Consider the following 12,623-nt stretch of genomic DNA (forward strand, 5'->3'; position numbering starts at 1 on the left):
ATTCACTAGGGGACTAAAATCATGGGACCGGCAGAACTGGGCACGCTTATTCCGATCGTTGCCTTGTGCATTCCGATTGTAGCCATCTGGACCAAACACCGCCAAAAAATCGCCGAGATGCAGATCAATGCAACGGCGGAATTGAGCGCTGAAAAAGCGGCGCAATATGCCCAGCACACCCGCGATCTTGAAGAGCGTGTGCGGGTGCTTGAGCGGATCGTGACCGACAAGGGTTTCGACACCGCCGCCCAGATCGAAGCGCTGCGCCGTGATAGTGCCGCGCTTGAAGACCGGAGGGTGTGATGGCAATCGAGAACCTTGCACAGATCACGAACCTTGCGCCGCTTATCGGGACGGTGACCGTGGCCGGGGTGGCGGGTTGGGTGATTACCACCTGGATGCGGGTGCGCCATGGCTATCCGCTGGACGGGGCTTGGGGGCAGGCGGTTTATCCCAAGACGTCGAGCGCGGAACTGGAGCGGATCAAGCTGCTCAGCCAGGAAAACGCGCAGCTTCGCGCTGAACTCGGCTCGGTCAAGGACCGGCTGGCGAATGTCGAGCGGATCGTGACCGATAGCGGCTTTGGCCTGACCCAGCAGATCGAGGCGCTGCGCCTTCAGGGTGAGGGTAGGCCGCAATGAACTGGGGCGGACCGGACTTTGTTCTGGGGATCATCGCGATCTCTACCGTCGGCTGGCTGATCAACAACTGGATCCGCGCGCGCCATGGCTATGCTTTGGAAGACGAATGGGGCGGCAAGACTGACCGCGCTGACGATAAAGCAGTGGTCCAATTGCGCGAGGAAAACGCGCGTTTGCATCAGCAGCTTGAGGCGACGCACAAGCGGCTGGCCAATGTTGAGGCTATCGTTACCGACCGGGGATTTGATTTGGCAGTGCAAATCGATGCGCTGCGTGATGCGGGCGACAGGAGGGCACAATGAACGAGAGTATAGTCCTAACGCTGGTGTTTATGGTGATCGTGCTGCCCATCGTGCTGGGCATTGGATCGGACATCTACAAGCGCCGCCTTGCTTTCCGCGAACGCGAGCTTGAGCTGTTTTCCAAACAGACCGCCGAGAAAGCCGCGCAATATGCCGCGCAGGCTGAACGGCTTGAGCAACGGGTGCGCGTGCTCGAACGCATCGCCACCGAAAACAACACCGACCTTGCGCTCCAGATCGAGAATCTGCGCGATATGAAGGTCAACTGAGGGACCGCTGCAATGTCATTCTGGAGTGCCATGGTTGCCATCGTTGCCATCATTGCCTGGGCCAACATCCGCATGAACAAGGACAAGCATCGCGGGAGTGGCATAAACGTGGTCGATCATGACCCGGCCCATACCGCCAGCCTTGAACGCGAAGTTGCCGAGATGCGCAAACGGCTTGAAGTGCTGGAGCGCATTGCCACCGAGGATGGCGAAACCCGCCGCCTCTCGCGCGAGATTGAATCGCTGCGCGAGAAATAATCCTCAACCCCTTGAGGGAGTTGCCGATATGACTTCCGATATTGTCTTGGCTTTATCCGCACTCACCGGCCTTGCCATGATCGCTATGGCGGCGTTGCGCGGGTGGGATGGCTGGCTGGCGTTGAAACGCCTTGAACTCGAGCGCTATGAAACCGGCGATGCCGCCAGCCTGATCGACCTTGCCGATATGCGCGAACGCTTGCGCAAACTTGAAGCCATCGCCGCAGGAGTGGATTTATGAGCAAGCACAGAGATGGCGCCGCCAAAGCCGGGATCGGGCTTGGCAGCGCGATTGCGGTGGCGATTTCTTGGAGCCTGCACAAATCCATCGTGTGGGCTGCGATTCACGGCATTTTGTCGTGGCTATACGTGCTGTACTTTGCGCTGATGCGGCCGGGCGGACTTTCGGGCTGATGCCCCTTATCCGCGATGGACGAAGGGCGGGCGTATCGCTAAATGCGAATGATGCGCAGCCTTGATGATATCCTTGAAGAGTATGAGTTCCTTGACGGTGACGAGCGGTATCGCTTGCTGATCGAACTGGGGCGGGAACTGGAAGACATGCCCGACGCCCTGAAAACCGAGGCGACGCTGGTGCGCGGTTGTTCGGCCAGCGTGTGGGTTTATCCAACGCCGGGTAAGGGCGACACCTTGCATTTTCTCGCCGACAGCAATGCGGCGATCACCAAGGGGATCGTGGCGTTGGTGCTTTCTGCCGTGCAAGCTAAACCCGCTGCTGAAGTGGCCGCGACCGATATTGCCGAAGCGCTGGGGCCATTCGACCTCAAGAAGCAATTGTCTTCAAACCGGACGCAGGGCGTGCCCAACATGATCGCGCTGGTGCGTGAACATGCAGCGCGGCTGGCGGCAACGGCCTGAGCCGCTTGCGCCGCCATCTCTATCTTGCGGGCGGTGTGATCTCGGTCGCGTTGGGGGCAATAGGCGCGTTTCTGCCGGTTTTGCCTACCGTGCCATTCCTGTTGTTTGCCACATTCTGCTTTGCCCGGTCTAATCCGGCCTGGGAACAGCGCTTGCTCGATCACCCGCGCTATGGCCCGCCTTTGCACCAATGGCGCACACGCCGCGCGATTTCGCGCAAGGGCAAACAGGGCGCATTGCTGGCGATGGCGGCTGGCGTAGTACTGACCGCAGTGACGGCTGGCTGGCCGTGGGTACTGATACCCGCAGTGACGATGGGAACTGTCGGGGTGTGGATCTGGACGCGGGCGGAATAAGTTAGGAAGCGCATCCCGGCAATGCAGCCAGATCGGCTTTGGCCTGTTCGACCGAGATTATCGCGTTGTATGTCGGCCGTTGTAATGGCTTAAATCGCGTATCCCCGGACAAATCCCATGCCGGGGACAGCCATTCATTTTTGACGAGCCTAACCCCGCTAATCGGAACCGAAAGCATCTGTAATATTTGCGGGTCATTCATATTGACGCGCAAATTTTTGATCATTTCGGCATGCGGGAAAGGGGCACCGTGAACGGCATTGAGATAGGCCGTCGATTGGTTATTTGTGATGAGATTGGCTACGGGATATCGTCCCTCCTTCGAAGGCATAGACGAAATCCACGGCGCAGTGGGCGCATCTGGCCAGCCAATCACGATGTTATTGGCGATAGTGGCGGAGTTAACGCCATACATGCTGATTCCGTGGGCGATGGTAGGTCTGACGAAGTTGCATTCCACTTTAACGTCAACCCACTTGCCGTCGAAGATGTTTATACCCTGCAAACGCTTTGAATGGCGTGCCGACGTATCGGATAGGCAAACATTGTGTTCAATCAGTACCGGTCCGAAAGTGGGATTGTGCGGCGTTGATTGTCCTTGCATGCAATCAGGGTGCAATGCATCCCCTGTCGGCCAATGATCACGTATCACATTGTTTCGAATGACAATATCGTTTCCTGAAAAATCAATGCCATCAACGGAATAATCATGAATTTCATTATTGCTGACGAGGGCTTTGGTTACATGATACAAAGAGACGCCAATATGGACGTCGTGAACTTTGCTCTTGTCGATGTTCAAACAATCGCCGAACATCAGGAATCCATTGTTTGAATTCTTTGCCCATTGTTCGGGTGTTAAATTTGCAATGCTGTCTTGTCCGCCCACGCGCAAACCAGAAAACGAGATGCCGTTTGATCGCCGCGCTCTTGGTTCAGGGCGCATGTTTACAAGGTGTCTCGTCCCGGTGGCCCAAGCTTTCGAGCTTACTTCGAAATCTTTGAAGGCAAAGTGCGCAGTGCCTTCCATCAGGATTTGTGAAAAGCGCGCATTGGCCCCGGGCGCACCAGAAATGGTGATCGGAGCACGGTTTATAATGCCTCTAAGATTGAGAGGGCCGTAGTCCCCTGTCGCCAACAAAATGGTGTCGCCGTCACCAACAATGCTATCGGGATTATCATATATACGAGCAGTGGGCTGTGTTCCCAGAATGCGCGCGATCCAATATTGATATATGGGGGTTTCAGCAAACTGCGAACCAACCAACTTGGCATCGATAATGCGCTGCAGGTTACGCCAAGGACGCTCAACCGATCCATTGCCAGCATCGGTTCCACGAATGGGGTCAACGTAAAACGTGCGGGATGACGCAACAGGTGCGCTTTTCAAACAAGGAGGAGAAACAAGATCAGGCGATCTCCGATATAAATTTCCAAATAAAGAGTATCCAAAGCCAAGCAAAGACAGAATGATAACGCCAAGCAGAACTAGCTTTGACGTGGGTCTTTGCAATGGCATGGCATCACCCCTCAACCGCCTCGCGCAGCACCGCTATGCCTTGTTCGCGCTGTGCCCGCAGTTCTTTTTTCAGCACCGCAGGATCGCGCGCGAAGATGAAGCCGAAGCTGACGCCGCCTTCTTTGCCGATGGTAGCGTGGTGCAGCTTGTGGGCCTGGACCAGGCGCTTGGCATAGCCGCGTTTGGGCACATAGCGGAACCAGCGCTGGTGGATCAGGCCATCGTGAATGGCGGTGTAGATTATGCCGTAGATGAGCACGCCGATGCCGATGAACGTGGCGGGCCACCATGCCAATGCGCCAGCGATGACCGGGCTGCCCCACATGAACGCGGAGATCGAAATGGCCGCGCCAAACACGGCGTAAAGATCGTTCTTTTCAAGAAAGTTATCGTGCGGTTCGTGGTGATCGCGGTGCCAGCCCCAGCCAAAGCCGTGCATGATGTACTTGTGACTGCTCCAGGCAACGAATTCCATGGCGAGCACGGTGGCGATAATGATGAGCAAGGCGGCGAGGATTTGCATCTGGTCCCCATACACTGGCGAAACGCGCCCCGCGACATATTCTTACACTTTGCCCGAAAGTCGCGACGTGTTGTTTTTCTGCCGTTCAGGCAAGGGAGCGCAGTTTGTCTTCAACGCAAACAAGGAGCAGACATCATGCGCAAGACTATTATCGCACTCGCCCTTTCAACCATGATCGCCGGGGTTGCCGCACCGGCGATGGCACGCGACAACGATCGCTATCCCGGCAATAATCGCGCCGAGGCATCGTACCTGACGCCCGCACGCAATGCCGAAATCCGGCGCGACATCAACCAGCTCGATAACCGGATCCAGCGGGCGCAAGCCAACCACCGCCTTTCGCCGCGCGAAGCCCAAGGCCTGCGCCGCGACGCACGCGACATCAAGCAGACCTATAACCGCTATGCCAATCGGGGCCTCAGCGTTTCGGAATACCGCACGCTGGAGCGCCGCATCGCTGTGGTTAACGCGCGCTTGCAGATCGACAAGCGCGACCGCGATGGCCGCAGAGGCTAATGGCGCGGCTAAAGTAAGGCGTAAGCGTAACAAAATTACGCCCGAACAGTGGTCAGCCCGTCCTTTCCTGCTTGAATTGCGGGAAGGGCGGGCCTAACCGCTGGCATCATGTCAAACAAAGCCCGCACCCTCTACCAGAAGATTTGGGACGCCCACGTTGTTGAACAGCGCGATGATGGCACTGCCCTGATCTATATTGACCGTCACCTCGTGCATGAAGTGACCAGCCCGCAGGCGTTTGAAGCCCTGCGTGTGGCAGGCCGCAAGGTGCGCCGCCCCGATCTGACGTTGGCAGTGCCCGATCACAACCTGCCCACGACCGCACGCCGCACCGCCGATGGCGCGCGTGTGCCCATCGCCGATGTTGAATCGGCACTGCAATTGGAAGCGCTTGAACGCAATGCGCCCGAATTCGGCATCCGCTATATCGGTGATGCCGATGACGAGCAGGGCATTGTCCATGTGGTTGGGCCAGAGCAGGGCTTTTCCTTGCCGGGCGCAACCATTGTGTGCGGCGATAGCCACACCGCCTGCCACGGTGGGCTGGGCGCGTTGGCATTCGGCATTGGCACCAGCGAGGTCGAGCATGTGCTGGCCACGCAAACGCTGCTGCTGAAGCAATCCAAAACGATGGAAGTGCGCGTTGAAGGGCAATTGCTGCCGGGCGTGACGGCCAAAGACGTGGTGCTGCACATTACCGGCGTGCTCGGCGCAGCGGGCGGCACCGGGTCGGTGATCGAGTATACCGGATCGGTCATCCGCGATCTTTCGATCGAGGGCCGACTGACGATTTCGAACATGGCGATTGAACACGGCGCGCGAGCGGGCCTGTGCGCGCCCGATGGCAAGACTTTCGCTTACCTCGAAGGCCGTCCTTATGCACCCAAGGGTGCCGATTGGGACAAAGCCGTGGCATGGTGGACCAGCCTTGCTACCGATGCGGGCGCGAAATACGACAAGGTCGTGGTGATTGATGCAGCCGATATCGCACCGTCGGTCACCTGGGGAACCAGCCCCGAGGATGTCTTGCCGATTACCGGCATTATCCCTGCGCCTGAAAGCTTTGCCGATCCTTCCAAGCAAGCCGCGGCGCGCGCCAGCCTTGATTATATGGGGCTGACACCGGGACAGCTGCTGGAAGACGTGGAAGTGCAGAACATCTTTATCGGTTCGTGCACCAATAGCCGCATCGAAGACATGCGCGCCGCTGCTGCGATCCTGAAGGGGCGTCAAAAGGCCGATAATGTGAAGTGGGCGATTGTTGTTCCCGGATCAGGCCTTGTAAAGAAGCAGGCCGAAGCCGAAGGGCTGGACCGTATCTTTGTGGACGCGGGCTTTGAATGGCGTGAACCCGGCTGTTCGGCATGCCTTGGCATGAACCCTGATAAAGTGCCCGCAGGCGAACGCTGCGCTTCAACATCGAACCGCAACTTCGTCGGTCGCCAAGGCCCCGGTGCGCGCACGCATCTGGTCAGCCCCGCGATGGCCGCAGCGGCAGCCGTTACGGGCCGGTTGACCGATGTGCGCAAGCTGATGGCCTGACGCGCCGATGGCAGGCCTTCCGATCGCGGCGCTCCAGCTTGCAGGGTTCTTGATGGCCCACGCATTCTGGAGCGTTTCGGACCTGCCGCCGGGAGGACAGTACCAGCCGCAATCGCTGTGCATGCGCAGCGATGGCAATCGTGCGCTAAGCACGTTTGAGGGTGCCACGCCGCTGGAGCAGGACGCCAAGGCCAAGGCGTTTATCACTGGCGGCGCAGGCCAATGGCCCGATTGTGCGATTGCAAGGCAAGTGCGCGTGAACACGCCCACGGGCGAGGTGGATGCCTTGGTAATCGACGTTGTTCAGTATGGCGGCAATGTGATGACGGTGGTGCAGGCCTTCCGCCCCGGCCCGAAAGACTTCCGCTTACTTGGCGATGAATTGATGATGGGCGACAATGGCCCATTACCGCCATTGCCCGCCGCGCAGGCCGCTGCTGCGATGCGCGAAGGCGCGGTGGATCATCTCGCGCTGGGCGACAAGTGGAGCCAGTGGGAAGCAGGTCGCGATCCGATCAGCCCGCTGGTGCAGCGCTGAACGCGCGCAAGGCGTCTTTCGCGCCGGTTGTTGATGGCAATACCCGCGTTCTGATCTTGGGAAGCTTGCCGGGCGAGGCAAGCCTGGCGGTGGGGCGCTATTACGCCAATCCGCGCAACCAGTTCTGGCGGCTGGTCGGCGGGGTGATCGCGGGTGATCTGCCCAGTCAGGATTATCATGCTCGCCTTTCAGCCCTGCTTGGTCACGGCATCGGATTGTGGGACGCGATTGGCTCGGCCACACGTATGGGCAGCCTTGATACGGCGATCCGCGATGTGAAGGCCAATGCCCTTGCAGACCTTGCAATGGCCCTTCCACAATTGCGCGCGGTGGCCTTCAACGGTGCCAAAGCGGCAGCGATTGGCGCACCGCAATTGGCCGGTATGGAGGCGGTTGAACTGGTGCGGTTGCCATCAAGCAGCCCTGCCCATGCGGCGCTTTCGTTTAATGAAAAGCTGGCGCAATGGCTAAGTCTGCGAAAATTCCTGCTCTGATCCTTGCAATTTGATGACATTGGGCCAATTTAAAGTCGGCCATACCAAGGAGCAAAAGCTGTGAGCAAGAAAACCGACTGGACTGGCAAAGCTGCCATGGCGGGCGCGGCGATTGGCTCGGCAGCGCTTGCGGCAGCTTTGCTATATGCCTCGCGCCGCAAGGAGCGCGCCGAAAGCACCGGGCCCAAAACCCCGCCGGTAGACGTGCCCGAGACGGATTGATTGACTTGCATCGATCATCGCTGAAGCTATAGCGGCGGCATGGAACCGGTGAACCAGATTGATGGACGGGCTATCCCGTTCGGCCGCAAGAACGTCGACACAGACGTGATCATCCCTGCCAAGTGGCTCAAGACGATTACGCGTCAGGGCCTTGGGCGCGGTGCGTTTGAGGCACTGCGCGAAGACCCGGACAATATCTTTGACAGCGCCGAATTTTCCGGCTCGCCGATCCTGATTGCGGGCGACAATTTCGGCTGCGGTTCCAGCCGCGAACATGCGGCTTGGGCCTTGCTGGATCTGGGGATCAAGGCGGTGATCGCGCCTTCGTTTTCCGACATTTTCTCGGGCAATGCGTTCAAGAACGGCATCCTGACCGTGGTTTTGCCGCAAGAAGCCATCGACCGCTTGATGGAAGTAGCGCAGACCGATCCGGTGATGATCGATCTGGAAACGCAAACCGTGTCCACTCCGTTTCAGGACCGCTATTCGTTCGAAATCGATGCGTTTCGCAAGAACTGCCTGCTGGGCGGCCTTGATGAAGTGGGGCTGACGATGGCGCGCAATGATGCGATTTCCACGCACGAGGCCAGAATGCGCGACCAGTTGCCCTTTCTTGCGCGCGGCACCGATGCCGTAGCGGCAGCTTAAGCGCTCAATTAAAACACTTTCCAAGCCGCGCAAAACTTGCTTCCTTAAAGCATCAAGCGGATTGATTCCGCATAAGGCTTTGGGAGACAATGCAATGAAGGCACTGCGCACTCACGCTGCGGGCGGCCCGGAAACACTGGTGCTGGATGATCTGCCCGATCCTGTGGCAGGGGTAGGCCAAGTTCTGGTGCGCGTGCACGCGTGCTCGATCAACTTTCCCGATACGCTGATGATCCGCGATCTGTACCAGTTCAAGCCGGAGCGCCCTTATGCCCCCGGCAGCGAACTGGCAGGCACGATCGAGGCATTGGGTGAAGGCGTTTCAGGCTGGTCGGTGGGGGATCGCGTAATTGCGATGATCGGCCACGGCGGCCTTGCGGAAAAAGTCATCGCGCCTGCCAGTAGCCTGTTTGCACTGCCCGATGACGTTGACTTTGCCACCGGTGCATCGCTGCTGATGACTTATGGCACGACCATCCACGGGTTGAAGGATCGCGGTCATATCGCGGCGGGCGATGTGGTGCTGGTGCTGGGCGCGGCGGGCGGCGTGGGGCTTTCGGCGGTCGAGCTTGCCAAAGCCTATGGCGCGCGCGTGATCGCGGGTGTTTCGAGCGAGGAAAAGGCCGCTGTGGCACGCGCCGCAGGGGCCGATGAAGTGGTCGTCTATGGCCGCGCGCCATTTGACAAAGCGCAATCGAAGGAACTTGCCGAAGCGTTCAAAAAGGCCTGCGGGCCAACGGGCGCGGATATTGTCTATGATATCGTGGGCGGTGATTACTCGGAACCCGCAGTGCGTGCGATTGCTTGGGAAGGGCGCTTTCTGGTGGTGGGTTTCCCGGCGGGCATTGCCAAGCTGCCGTTGAACCTTACGTTGCTGAAAGCCTGCGACGTTTGCGGCGTGTTCTGGGGCGCGTTCATTGCCAGAGAACCTGCTAGGTTCAAGGCGCAAGTGGCTGAATTGTTTGAACTGCTTAAGGCGGGGAAGATCAACCCGCGCGTATCATCGCGCTTTGCGCTGGAACAGGGCAGTGATGCGATTGCGATGCTGGAGGACCGCAAGGCAATGGGCAAAGTCGTGGTTGAAATGATCGGTTGATGCTTGTGCGGGCGGGGGGGCGTGTCTACGCCGCATCCGCCCGATAGGCTGGCAAGCCCAACCGCCACCAGATCGCCGCGCCGCGCAGTCCAAATCCTGCCAGTGCGGCGACGGGCCAGACGAGCCCGCTCGATAGTCCCAGCGCCATCCCGCCTGCGCACAGCACTGATGAAAGTGCGGCTGCCGTCACGTAAAGCTCCGGCCGCATCAGGATCGAAGGGCATCCGGCCAGCACATCGCGGATAATCCCGCCAGCGCAGCCGGTGAGCACGCCCATCAGGACGGCGGGAACGGGGGGCACGCCAAACGCCAGCGCCTTGGCCGTGCCGATCACCGCATAAGCGCCAAGGCCTGCGGCATCGGCCCATTCAAGCACCGGTTTGTCCCACCATGTGCGCGGTGTGAACCAGCTCAACAGTGCAATGCTAAGGCATACCGGCGCAACCCATGGATCGCGCACCCAGAACACCGGCGCACCGATCAGCAGATCGCGCACCGATCCACCGCCAACGCCCGTGATCAGCGCAAAGAACGCCATCGTGACGAATGTCTGCCGCAGCTTGGCGGCGAGCAGCGAACCGCTCAGCGCGAAGACGGCGATGCCTGCAAGATCAAGCAGTTGGGGAATAGCTGGCGTCATCGCTGGCCCATGGCGGCTTGGCGCAATGCGGGCAAGAGCGCGCGTTGCATCGAAAACAGCGCCATGTCATTGCCGCAATAGCCCGTGATCAGGCCGGACTGCGGCTCGACCAGCACTTCGGCGTACCAGCGCGTGTTCGACCCGTTGTGCCACAAACTGCCATCGGAGCCTGCGATCCAGCCGAGTGCCGAGGTGCTGCCAAAGCGAGGGGTGTGCAGTTGCGCCCAGCTTTCCGGGCGCAACAGCGGCGCGCGGTCACGGTGCGCGCGCAGATAGGTGACAAGATCGCCCGGCGCCATGTGCAGCCCGCCTGCCGGAGCCATCACGGCGGGATTGTCGGCCCAAACATGTTCGCCGTCTTCGTGGCCGCGCGGCTGATCGATCAGGTCAGGTGATCCCGGCGGGCCGAACCCCGCGCTGGTCAGGCCCAGTGGTCCCAGCACTTCGCGTTGCATCAGCGTTTCATAAGATAGGCCGGTTGCTTCCTCCAGCATGTGCGCGGCAAGCACATAGCCGGCGTTGGAATAGGCATAGCCGCTGCGGGCAGGGCCGATGGGGCGCATGTCCAGCGCCATTTCCGCATAGCTGCGACGGTTGGCGCGAGCGTCGGCCTCGATCATCGGCATGGCGAACAAGGAGCGCAAGGGGATGTCCTTGGCAAGGCCCGCGTGGTGGCTGAGCAATTCGATCGAGGTCAGGCTGCGTTGGCGGCGCGGCACATCGGGCAGGACATCGCTGATGGGCGTATCCCAGCCGATCACGCCTGCTTCGACCATGCGGGCAAACAGGGTGGCGGTGAGTGATTTGGTGATTGATCCCAGATGCCACTTGTCTTGCGGCGTGACGGGCGAGGGGTGTCCGGCCGCCCGAAAGCCATCAGCGAGCACCACGGGTGGCGCATATCCCGCCTGCCACAGCACCGCCATTCCCGGTGTGTCGAGTGCGCGGCGGATGGCTGCCAGTGACGCAGGCGACATGGGCCGCGAAAGCAGATTACCCAAACCGCCGGTCGTTCCTTGCGCGGCCACACTTGCGGGCAGGAGCCCGCAAGCGGCAAGCGCGGAAACGACAAGGCGGCGGGTGATCCGCACGAGGGCTGGCTTATTCGCCGAGCAGCGCCTCAAGCCGGGCCTTCAATGCACCAATGCGCTCTGCGGCATCGGTAAAGGTCTTCATCTCTTCCCGGCGCGTATTGCCGCGCGCTTCCTTGGCCGCTTCGAGATAGCCTTCCATATCGGCTTCCAGCGCGTCGATCAGGATCTCGGTTTCATCTTCGGTCAGGGTAAGCTTGATCGACATCGGGGATGTTCCTTCATTTCTACAAGCTTTGCGATTAGGCCAAGTCCGCGCGCTTGCCCACCCCTTGCGCAGCAATTCGTTGTGTAGCCCGCATTGCGCATAGTGCCAGACCAAAGCCGATGATCGGAGCAGCGCCGCCGCCGATCAGGGGTGATGGATAGGGGGCGATCATGGATGCAATAGTACATCCGGCCCAAAATCCGGCAAGCGCCCGGCCTTGCGTTTGCGCGCTTAAGGCTATGCCAAGCATGGCGATTTGTCCTGCCAGCAATACCAAAAACCAGCCTGTGGACGCCCCCCATGCTTGCGCGATTACCCTTTCGACAAACGCGACGGGTGCAGGTTGCGGGCGGTCAAACATAACACCAGCCAGTAAAGCTGCAATGGCTATCCCCAATGCAAAGCGCTTTGCTTTGTTCGCTGGTGCGAATACGGTTGCGCCCAGCAGGGAAAGTGTCATGGCGAGATCCGGCTGGAAAAGTGTGGCGAACAACGCCAGCGCCAATGCCGCCAATCGCAGGATGACCGGCAACAGCGGCAGGGTTACGATAAACAGCGGTAGGAACATCATCCCGCTATGCAAATGAAGCGGCCCTAGCGCGAACCAGCGCCGCACGTTGTCCACTTCGGTCCCGGCGATGGCTGTCAGCACCATGACACTTGCGCAAAGCAGCGCGGTTGCAGGCGTGTGCAGAAATCGTCCCGGCAGTGCTATGATAACCAGCGCAATAGTGAGTGCGGCAAGATTGGTGGCGACCAGCCGCAGCGGTGCGTCTGCAACGATCATCCACGCCAGCCCTGCCAAGACTGGCAAGACCAGTGCCAAAACCGAAAGGGCCGCCCGCTTTTGTGCAGACAGCCCTTGGGTTGTGTTTGGCATA

At 59.6% G+C, this 12,623-nt stretch carries 22 protein-coding genes; 16 read left to right on the forward strand and 6 right to left on the reverse strand.

Going from position 1 to position 12,623, the window contains the following annotated elements; all coding sequences use genetic code 11:
- Window positions 1-21 precede the first annotated feature (21 nt).
- Genes IP81_RS10805 through IP81_RS10840 form a run of 9 tightly spaced genes read left to right on the forward strand, consistent with a single transcriptional unit; the run spans window position 22 to window position 2,705 of the window.
- The gene (locus IP81_RS10805) at window positions 22-303 is read left to right on the forward strand and encodes a hypothetical protein (RefSeq protein WP_054108008.1); all 282 of its coding nucleotides are present in this window, start codon (window positions 22-24) and stop codon (window positions 301-303) included.
- Window positions 303-641 carry a hypothetical protein gene (locus tag IP81_RS10810; protein WP_054108009.1) on the forward strand — a complete coding sequence of 113 codons (339 nt, stop codon included), beginning with the start codon at window positions 303-305 and terminating at the stop codon, window positions 639-641. Before IP81_RS10805 ends, IP81_RS10810 begins: the two co-directional genes overlap by 1 nt.
- Window positions 638-943 carry a hypothetical protein gene (locus IP81_RS10815; protein ID WP_054108010.1) on the forward strand — a complete coding sequence of 102 codons (306 nt, stop codon included), beginning with the start codon at window positions 638-640 and terminating at the stop codon, window positions 941-943. The genes IP81_RS10810 and IP81_RS10815 overlap by 4 nt, the downstream gene beginning before the upstream one ends.
- Window positions 940-1,212, forward strand: a complete 273-nt coding sequence (locus IP81_RS10820; protein ID WP_054108011.1) for a hypothetical protein — start codon at window positions 940-942, stop codon at window positions 1,210-1,212. The genes IP81_RS10815 and IP81_RS10820 overlap by 4 nt, the downstream gene beginning before the upstream one ends.
- Window positions 1,213-1,224: 12 nt before the next feature.
- Window positions 1,225-1,470 (forward strand): hypothetical protein, encoded by a 246-nt coding sequence (locus IP81_RS10825; RefSeq protein ID WP_082356105.1) that lies wholly within the window; start codon window positions 1,225-1,227, stop codon window positions 1,468-1,470.
- 28 nt (window positions 1,471-1,498) lie between these two features.
- Complete coding sequence (locus IP81_RS10830) at window positions 1,499-1,711, forward strand: hypothetical protein (RefSeq protein ID WP_054108013.1); 213 nt, start codon at window positions 1,499-1,501, stop codon at window positions 1,709-1,711.
- On the forward strand, window positions 1,708-1,884 hold the full coding sequence (locus IP81_RS20910) for a hypothetical protein (RefSeq protein WP_197274598.1): 177 nt from the start codon (window positions 1,708-1,710) through the stop codon (window positions 1,882-1,884). The genes IP81_RS10830 and IP81_RS20910 overlap by 4 nt, the downstream gene beginning before the upstream one ends.
- Before the next feature lie 51 nt (window positions 1,885-1,935).
- Window positions 1,936-2,349, forward strand: a complete 414-nt coding sequence (locus IP81_RS10835; protein ID WP_054108122.1) for a SufE family protein — start codon at window positions 1,936-1,938, stop codon at window positions 2,347-2,349.
- A 5-nt stretch (window positions 2,350-2,354) separates the two neighbouring features.
- Window positions 2,355-2,705, forward strand: a complete 351-nt coding sequence (locus IP81_RS10840) for a YbaN family protein (protein ID WP_054108014.1) — start codon at window positions 2,355-2,357, stop codon at window positions 2,703-2,705.
- Between the two features lies 1 nt (window position 2,706).
- On the opposite strand, the gene IP81_RS10845 is transcribed toward IP81_RS10840, so the two are convergent.
- Together IP81_RS10845 and IP81_RS10850 are read right to left on the reverse strand one after the other, a co-directional pair.
- Window positions 2,707-4,224 (reverse strand): right-handed parallel beta-helix repeat-containing protein, encoded by a 1,518-nt coding sequence (locus IP81_RS10845; RefSeq protein ID WP_082356106.1) that lies wholly within the window; start codon window positions 4,222-4,224, stop codon window positions 2,707-2,709.
- Window positions 4,225-4,228: 4 nt separating this feature from the next.
- Window positions 4,229-4,747 (reverse strand): sterol desaturase family protein, encoded by a 519-nt coding sequence (locus IP81_RS10850; RefSeq protein WP_054108016.1) that lies wholly within the window; start codon window positions 4,745-4,747, stop codon window positions 4,229-4,231.
- Window positions 4,748-4,882: 135 nt separating this feature from the next.
- Between IP81_RS10850 and IP81_RS10855 the strand changes: the two genes are divergently transcribed.
- The 7 genes from IP81_RS10855 (at window position 4,883) to IP81_RS10880 (ending at window position 9,803) form a co-directional block, all read left to right on the forward strand.
- On the forward strand, window positions 4,883-5,263 hold the full coding sequence (locus IP81_RS10855; protein ID WP_054108017.1) for a hypothetical protein: 381 nt from the start codon (window positions 4,883-4,885) through the stop codon (window positions 5,261-5,263).
- A gap of 108 nt (window positions 5,264-5,371) precedes the next feature.
- Window positions 5,372-6,805 (forward strand): 3-isopropylmalate dehydratase large subunit, encoded by a 1,434-nt coding sequence (leuC, locus tag IP81_RS10860; protein WP_054108018.1) that lies wholly within the window; start codon window positions 5,372-5,374, stop codon window positions 6,803-6,805.
- 7 nt (window positions 6,806-6,812) lie between these two features.
- Window positions 6,813-7,343 carry a hypothetical protein gene (locus IP81_RS10865; protein ID WP_054108019.1) on the forward strand — a complete coding sequence of 177 codons (531 nt, stop codon included), beginning with the start codon at window positions 6,813-6,815 and terminating at the stop codon, window positions 7,341-7,343.
- On the forward strand, window positions 7,298-7,837 hold the full coding sequence (locus tag IP81_RS10870; protein WP_231626452.1) for a DNA-deoxyinosine glycosylase: 540 nt from the start codon (window positions 7,298-7,300) through the stop codon (window positions 7,835-7,837). Before IP81_RS10865 ends, IP81_RS10870 begins: the two co-directional genes overlap by 46 nt.
- A 60-nt stretch (window positions 7,838-7,897) precedes the next feature.
- A complete protein-coding gene (locus tag IP81_RS20200; RefSeq protein ID WP_157573172.1) occupies window positions 7,898-8,059 on the forward strand; it encodes an LPXTG cell wall anchor domain-containing protein in 162 nt (53 codons plus the stop codon).
- 39 nt (window positions 8,060-8,098) lie between these two features.
- Entirely contained in the window at window positions 8,099-8,707 is a 609-nt protein-coding gene (gene leuD, locus IP81_RS10875; protein WP_054108020.1) for a 3-isopropylmalate dehydratase small subunit, read from the forward strand.
- Between the two features lie 94 nt (window positions 8,708-8,801).
- Window positions 8,802-9,803, forward strand: coding sequence for an NADPH:quinone oxidoreductase family protein (locus tag IP81_RS10880; RefSeq protein WP_054108021.1), 1,002 nt, complete (start codon window positions 8,802-8,804; stop codon window positions 9,801-9,803).
- A gap of 25 nt (window positions 9,804-9,828) precedes the next feature.
- Here IP81_RS10880 and IP81_RS10885 read toward each other — a convergent pair whose 3' ends face one another.
- The 4 genes from IP81_RS10885 to IP81_RS10900 are packed head-to-tail and all read right to left on the reverse strand — an operon-like array spanning window position 9,829 to window position 12,622.
- Window positions 9,829-10,443, reverse strand: coding sequence for a trimeric intracellular cation channel family protein (locus IP81_RS10885; RefSeq protein ID WP_054108022.1), 615 nt, complete (start codon window positions 10,441-10,443; stop codon window positions 9,829-9,831).
- Window positions 10,440-11,534, reverse strand: coding sequence for a serine hydrolase (locus IP81_RS10890; RefSeq protein ID WP_054108023.1), 1,095 nt, complete (start codon window positions 11,532-11,534; stop codon window positions 10,440-10,442). The genes IP81_RS10885 and IP81_RS10890 overlap by 4 nt, the downstream gene beginning before the upstream one ends.
- Before the next feature lie 10 nt (window positions 11,535-11,544).
- A complete protein-coding gene (locus IP81_RS10895) occupies window positions 11,545-11,742 on the reverse strand; it encodes a hypothetical protein (protein WP_054108024.1) in 198 nt (65 codons plus the stop codon).
- A 34-nt stretch (window positions 11,743-11,776) separates the two neighbouring features.
- A complete protein-coding gene (locus IP81_RS10900; RefSeq protein ID WP_157573173.1) occupies window positions 11,777-12,622 on the reverse strand; it encodes a hypothetical protein in 846 nt (281 codons plus the stop codon).
- Window position 12,623 lies beyond the last annotated feature (1 nt).

This window comes from Novosphingobium sp. AAP83, assembly GCF_001295795.1.
Classification (GTDB): Bacteria; Pseudomonadota; Alphaproteobacteria; order Sphingomonadales; family Sphingomonadaceae; genus Novosphingobium.

What these genes read in the sequence shown, in the direction of transcription:
- IP81_RS10805 (WP_054108008.1), top strand. Translation starts at nt 22, where the DNA reads ATGGGACCGGCAGAACTGGGCACGCTTATTCCGATCGTTGCCTTGTGC.
- IP81_RS10810 (WP_054108009.1), top strand. Translation starts at nt 303, where the DNA reads ATGGCAATCGAGAACCTTGCACAGATCACGAACCTTGCGCCGCTTATC.
- IP81_RS10815 (WP_054108010.1), top strand. Translation starts at nt 638, where the DNA reads ATGAACTGGGGCGGACCGGACTTTGTTCTGGGGATCATCGCGATCTCT.
- IP81_RS10820 (WP_054108011.1), top strand. Translation starts at nt 940, where the DNA reads ATGAACGAGAGTATAGTCCTAACGCTGGTGTTTATGGTGATCGTGCTG.
- IP81_RS10825 (WP_082356105.1), top strand. Translation starts at nt 1,225, where the DNA reads ATGTCATTCTGGAGTGCCATGGTTGCCATCGTTGCCATCATTGCCTGG.
- IP81_RS10830 (WP_054108013.1), top strand. Translation starts at nt 1,499, where the DNA reads ATGACTTCCGATATTGTCTTGGCTTTATCCGCACTCACCGGCCTTGCC.
- IP81_RS20910 (WP_197274598.1), top strand. Translation starts at nt 1,708, where the DNA reads ATGAGCAAGCACAGAGATGGCGCCGCCAAAGCCGGGATCGGGCTTGGC.
- IP81_RS10835 (WP_054108122.1), top strand. Translation starts at nt 1,936, where the DNA reads ATGCGCAGCCTTGATGATATCCTTGAAGAGTATGAGTTCCTTGACGGT.
- IP81_RS10845 (WP_082356106.1), bottom strand. Translation starts at nt 4,224, where the DNA reads ATGCCATTGCAAAGACCCACGTCAAAGCTAGTTCTGCTTGGCGTTATC.
- IP81_RS10850 (WP_054108016.1), bottom strand. Translation starts at nt 4,747, where the DNA reads ATGCAAATCCTCGCCGCCTTGCTCATCATTATCGCCACCGTGCTCGCC.
- IP81_RS10855 (WP_054108017.1), top strand. Translation starts at nt 4,883, where the DNA reads ATGCGCAAGACTATTATCGCACTCGCCCTTTCAACCATGATCGCCGGG.
- leuC (WP_054108018.1), top strand. Translation starts at nt 5,372, where the DNA reads ATGTCAAACAAAGCCCGCACCCTCTACCAGAAGATTTGGGACGCCCAC.
- IP81_RS10865 (WP_054108019.1), top strand. Translation starts at nt 6,813, where the DNA reads ATGGCAGGCCTTCCGATCGCGGCGCTCCAGCTTGCAGGGTTCTTGATG.
- leuD (WP_054108020.1), top strand. Translation starts at nt 8,099, where the DNA reads ATGGAACCGGTGAACCAGATTGATGGACGGGCTATCCCGTTCGGCCGC.
- IP81_RS10880 (WP_054108021.1), top strand. Translation starts at nt 8,802, where the DNA reads ATGAAGGCACTGCGCACTCACGCTGCGGGCGGCCCGGAAACACTGGTG.
- IP81_RS10885 (WP_054108022.1), bottom strand. Translation starts at nt 10,443, where the DNA reads ATGACGCCAGCTATTCCCCAACTGCTTGATCTTGCAGGCATCGCCGTC.
- IP81_RS10895 (WP_054108024.1), bottom strand. Translation starts at nt 11,742, where the DNA reads ATGTCGATCAAGCTTACCCTGACCGAAGATGAAACCGAGATCCTGATC.
- IP81_RS10900 (WP_157573173.1), bottom strand. Translation starts at nt 12,622, where the DNA reads ATGCCAAACACAACCCAAGGGCTGTCTGCACAAAAGCGGGCGGCCCTT.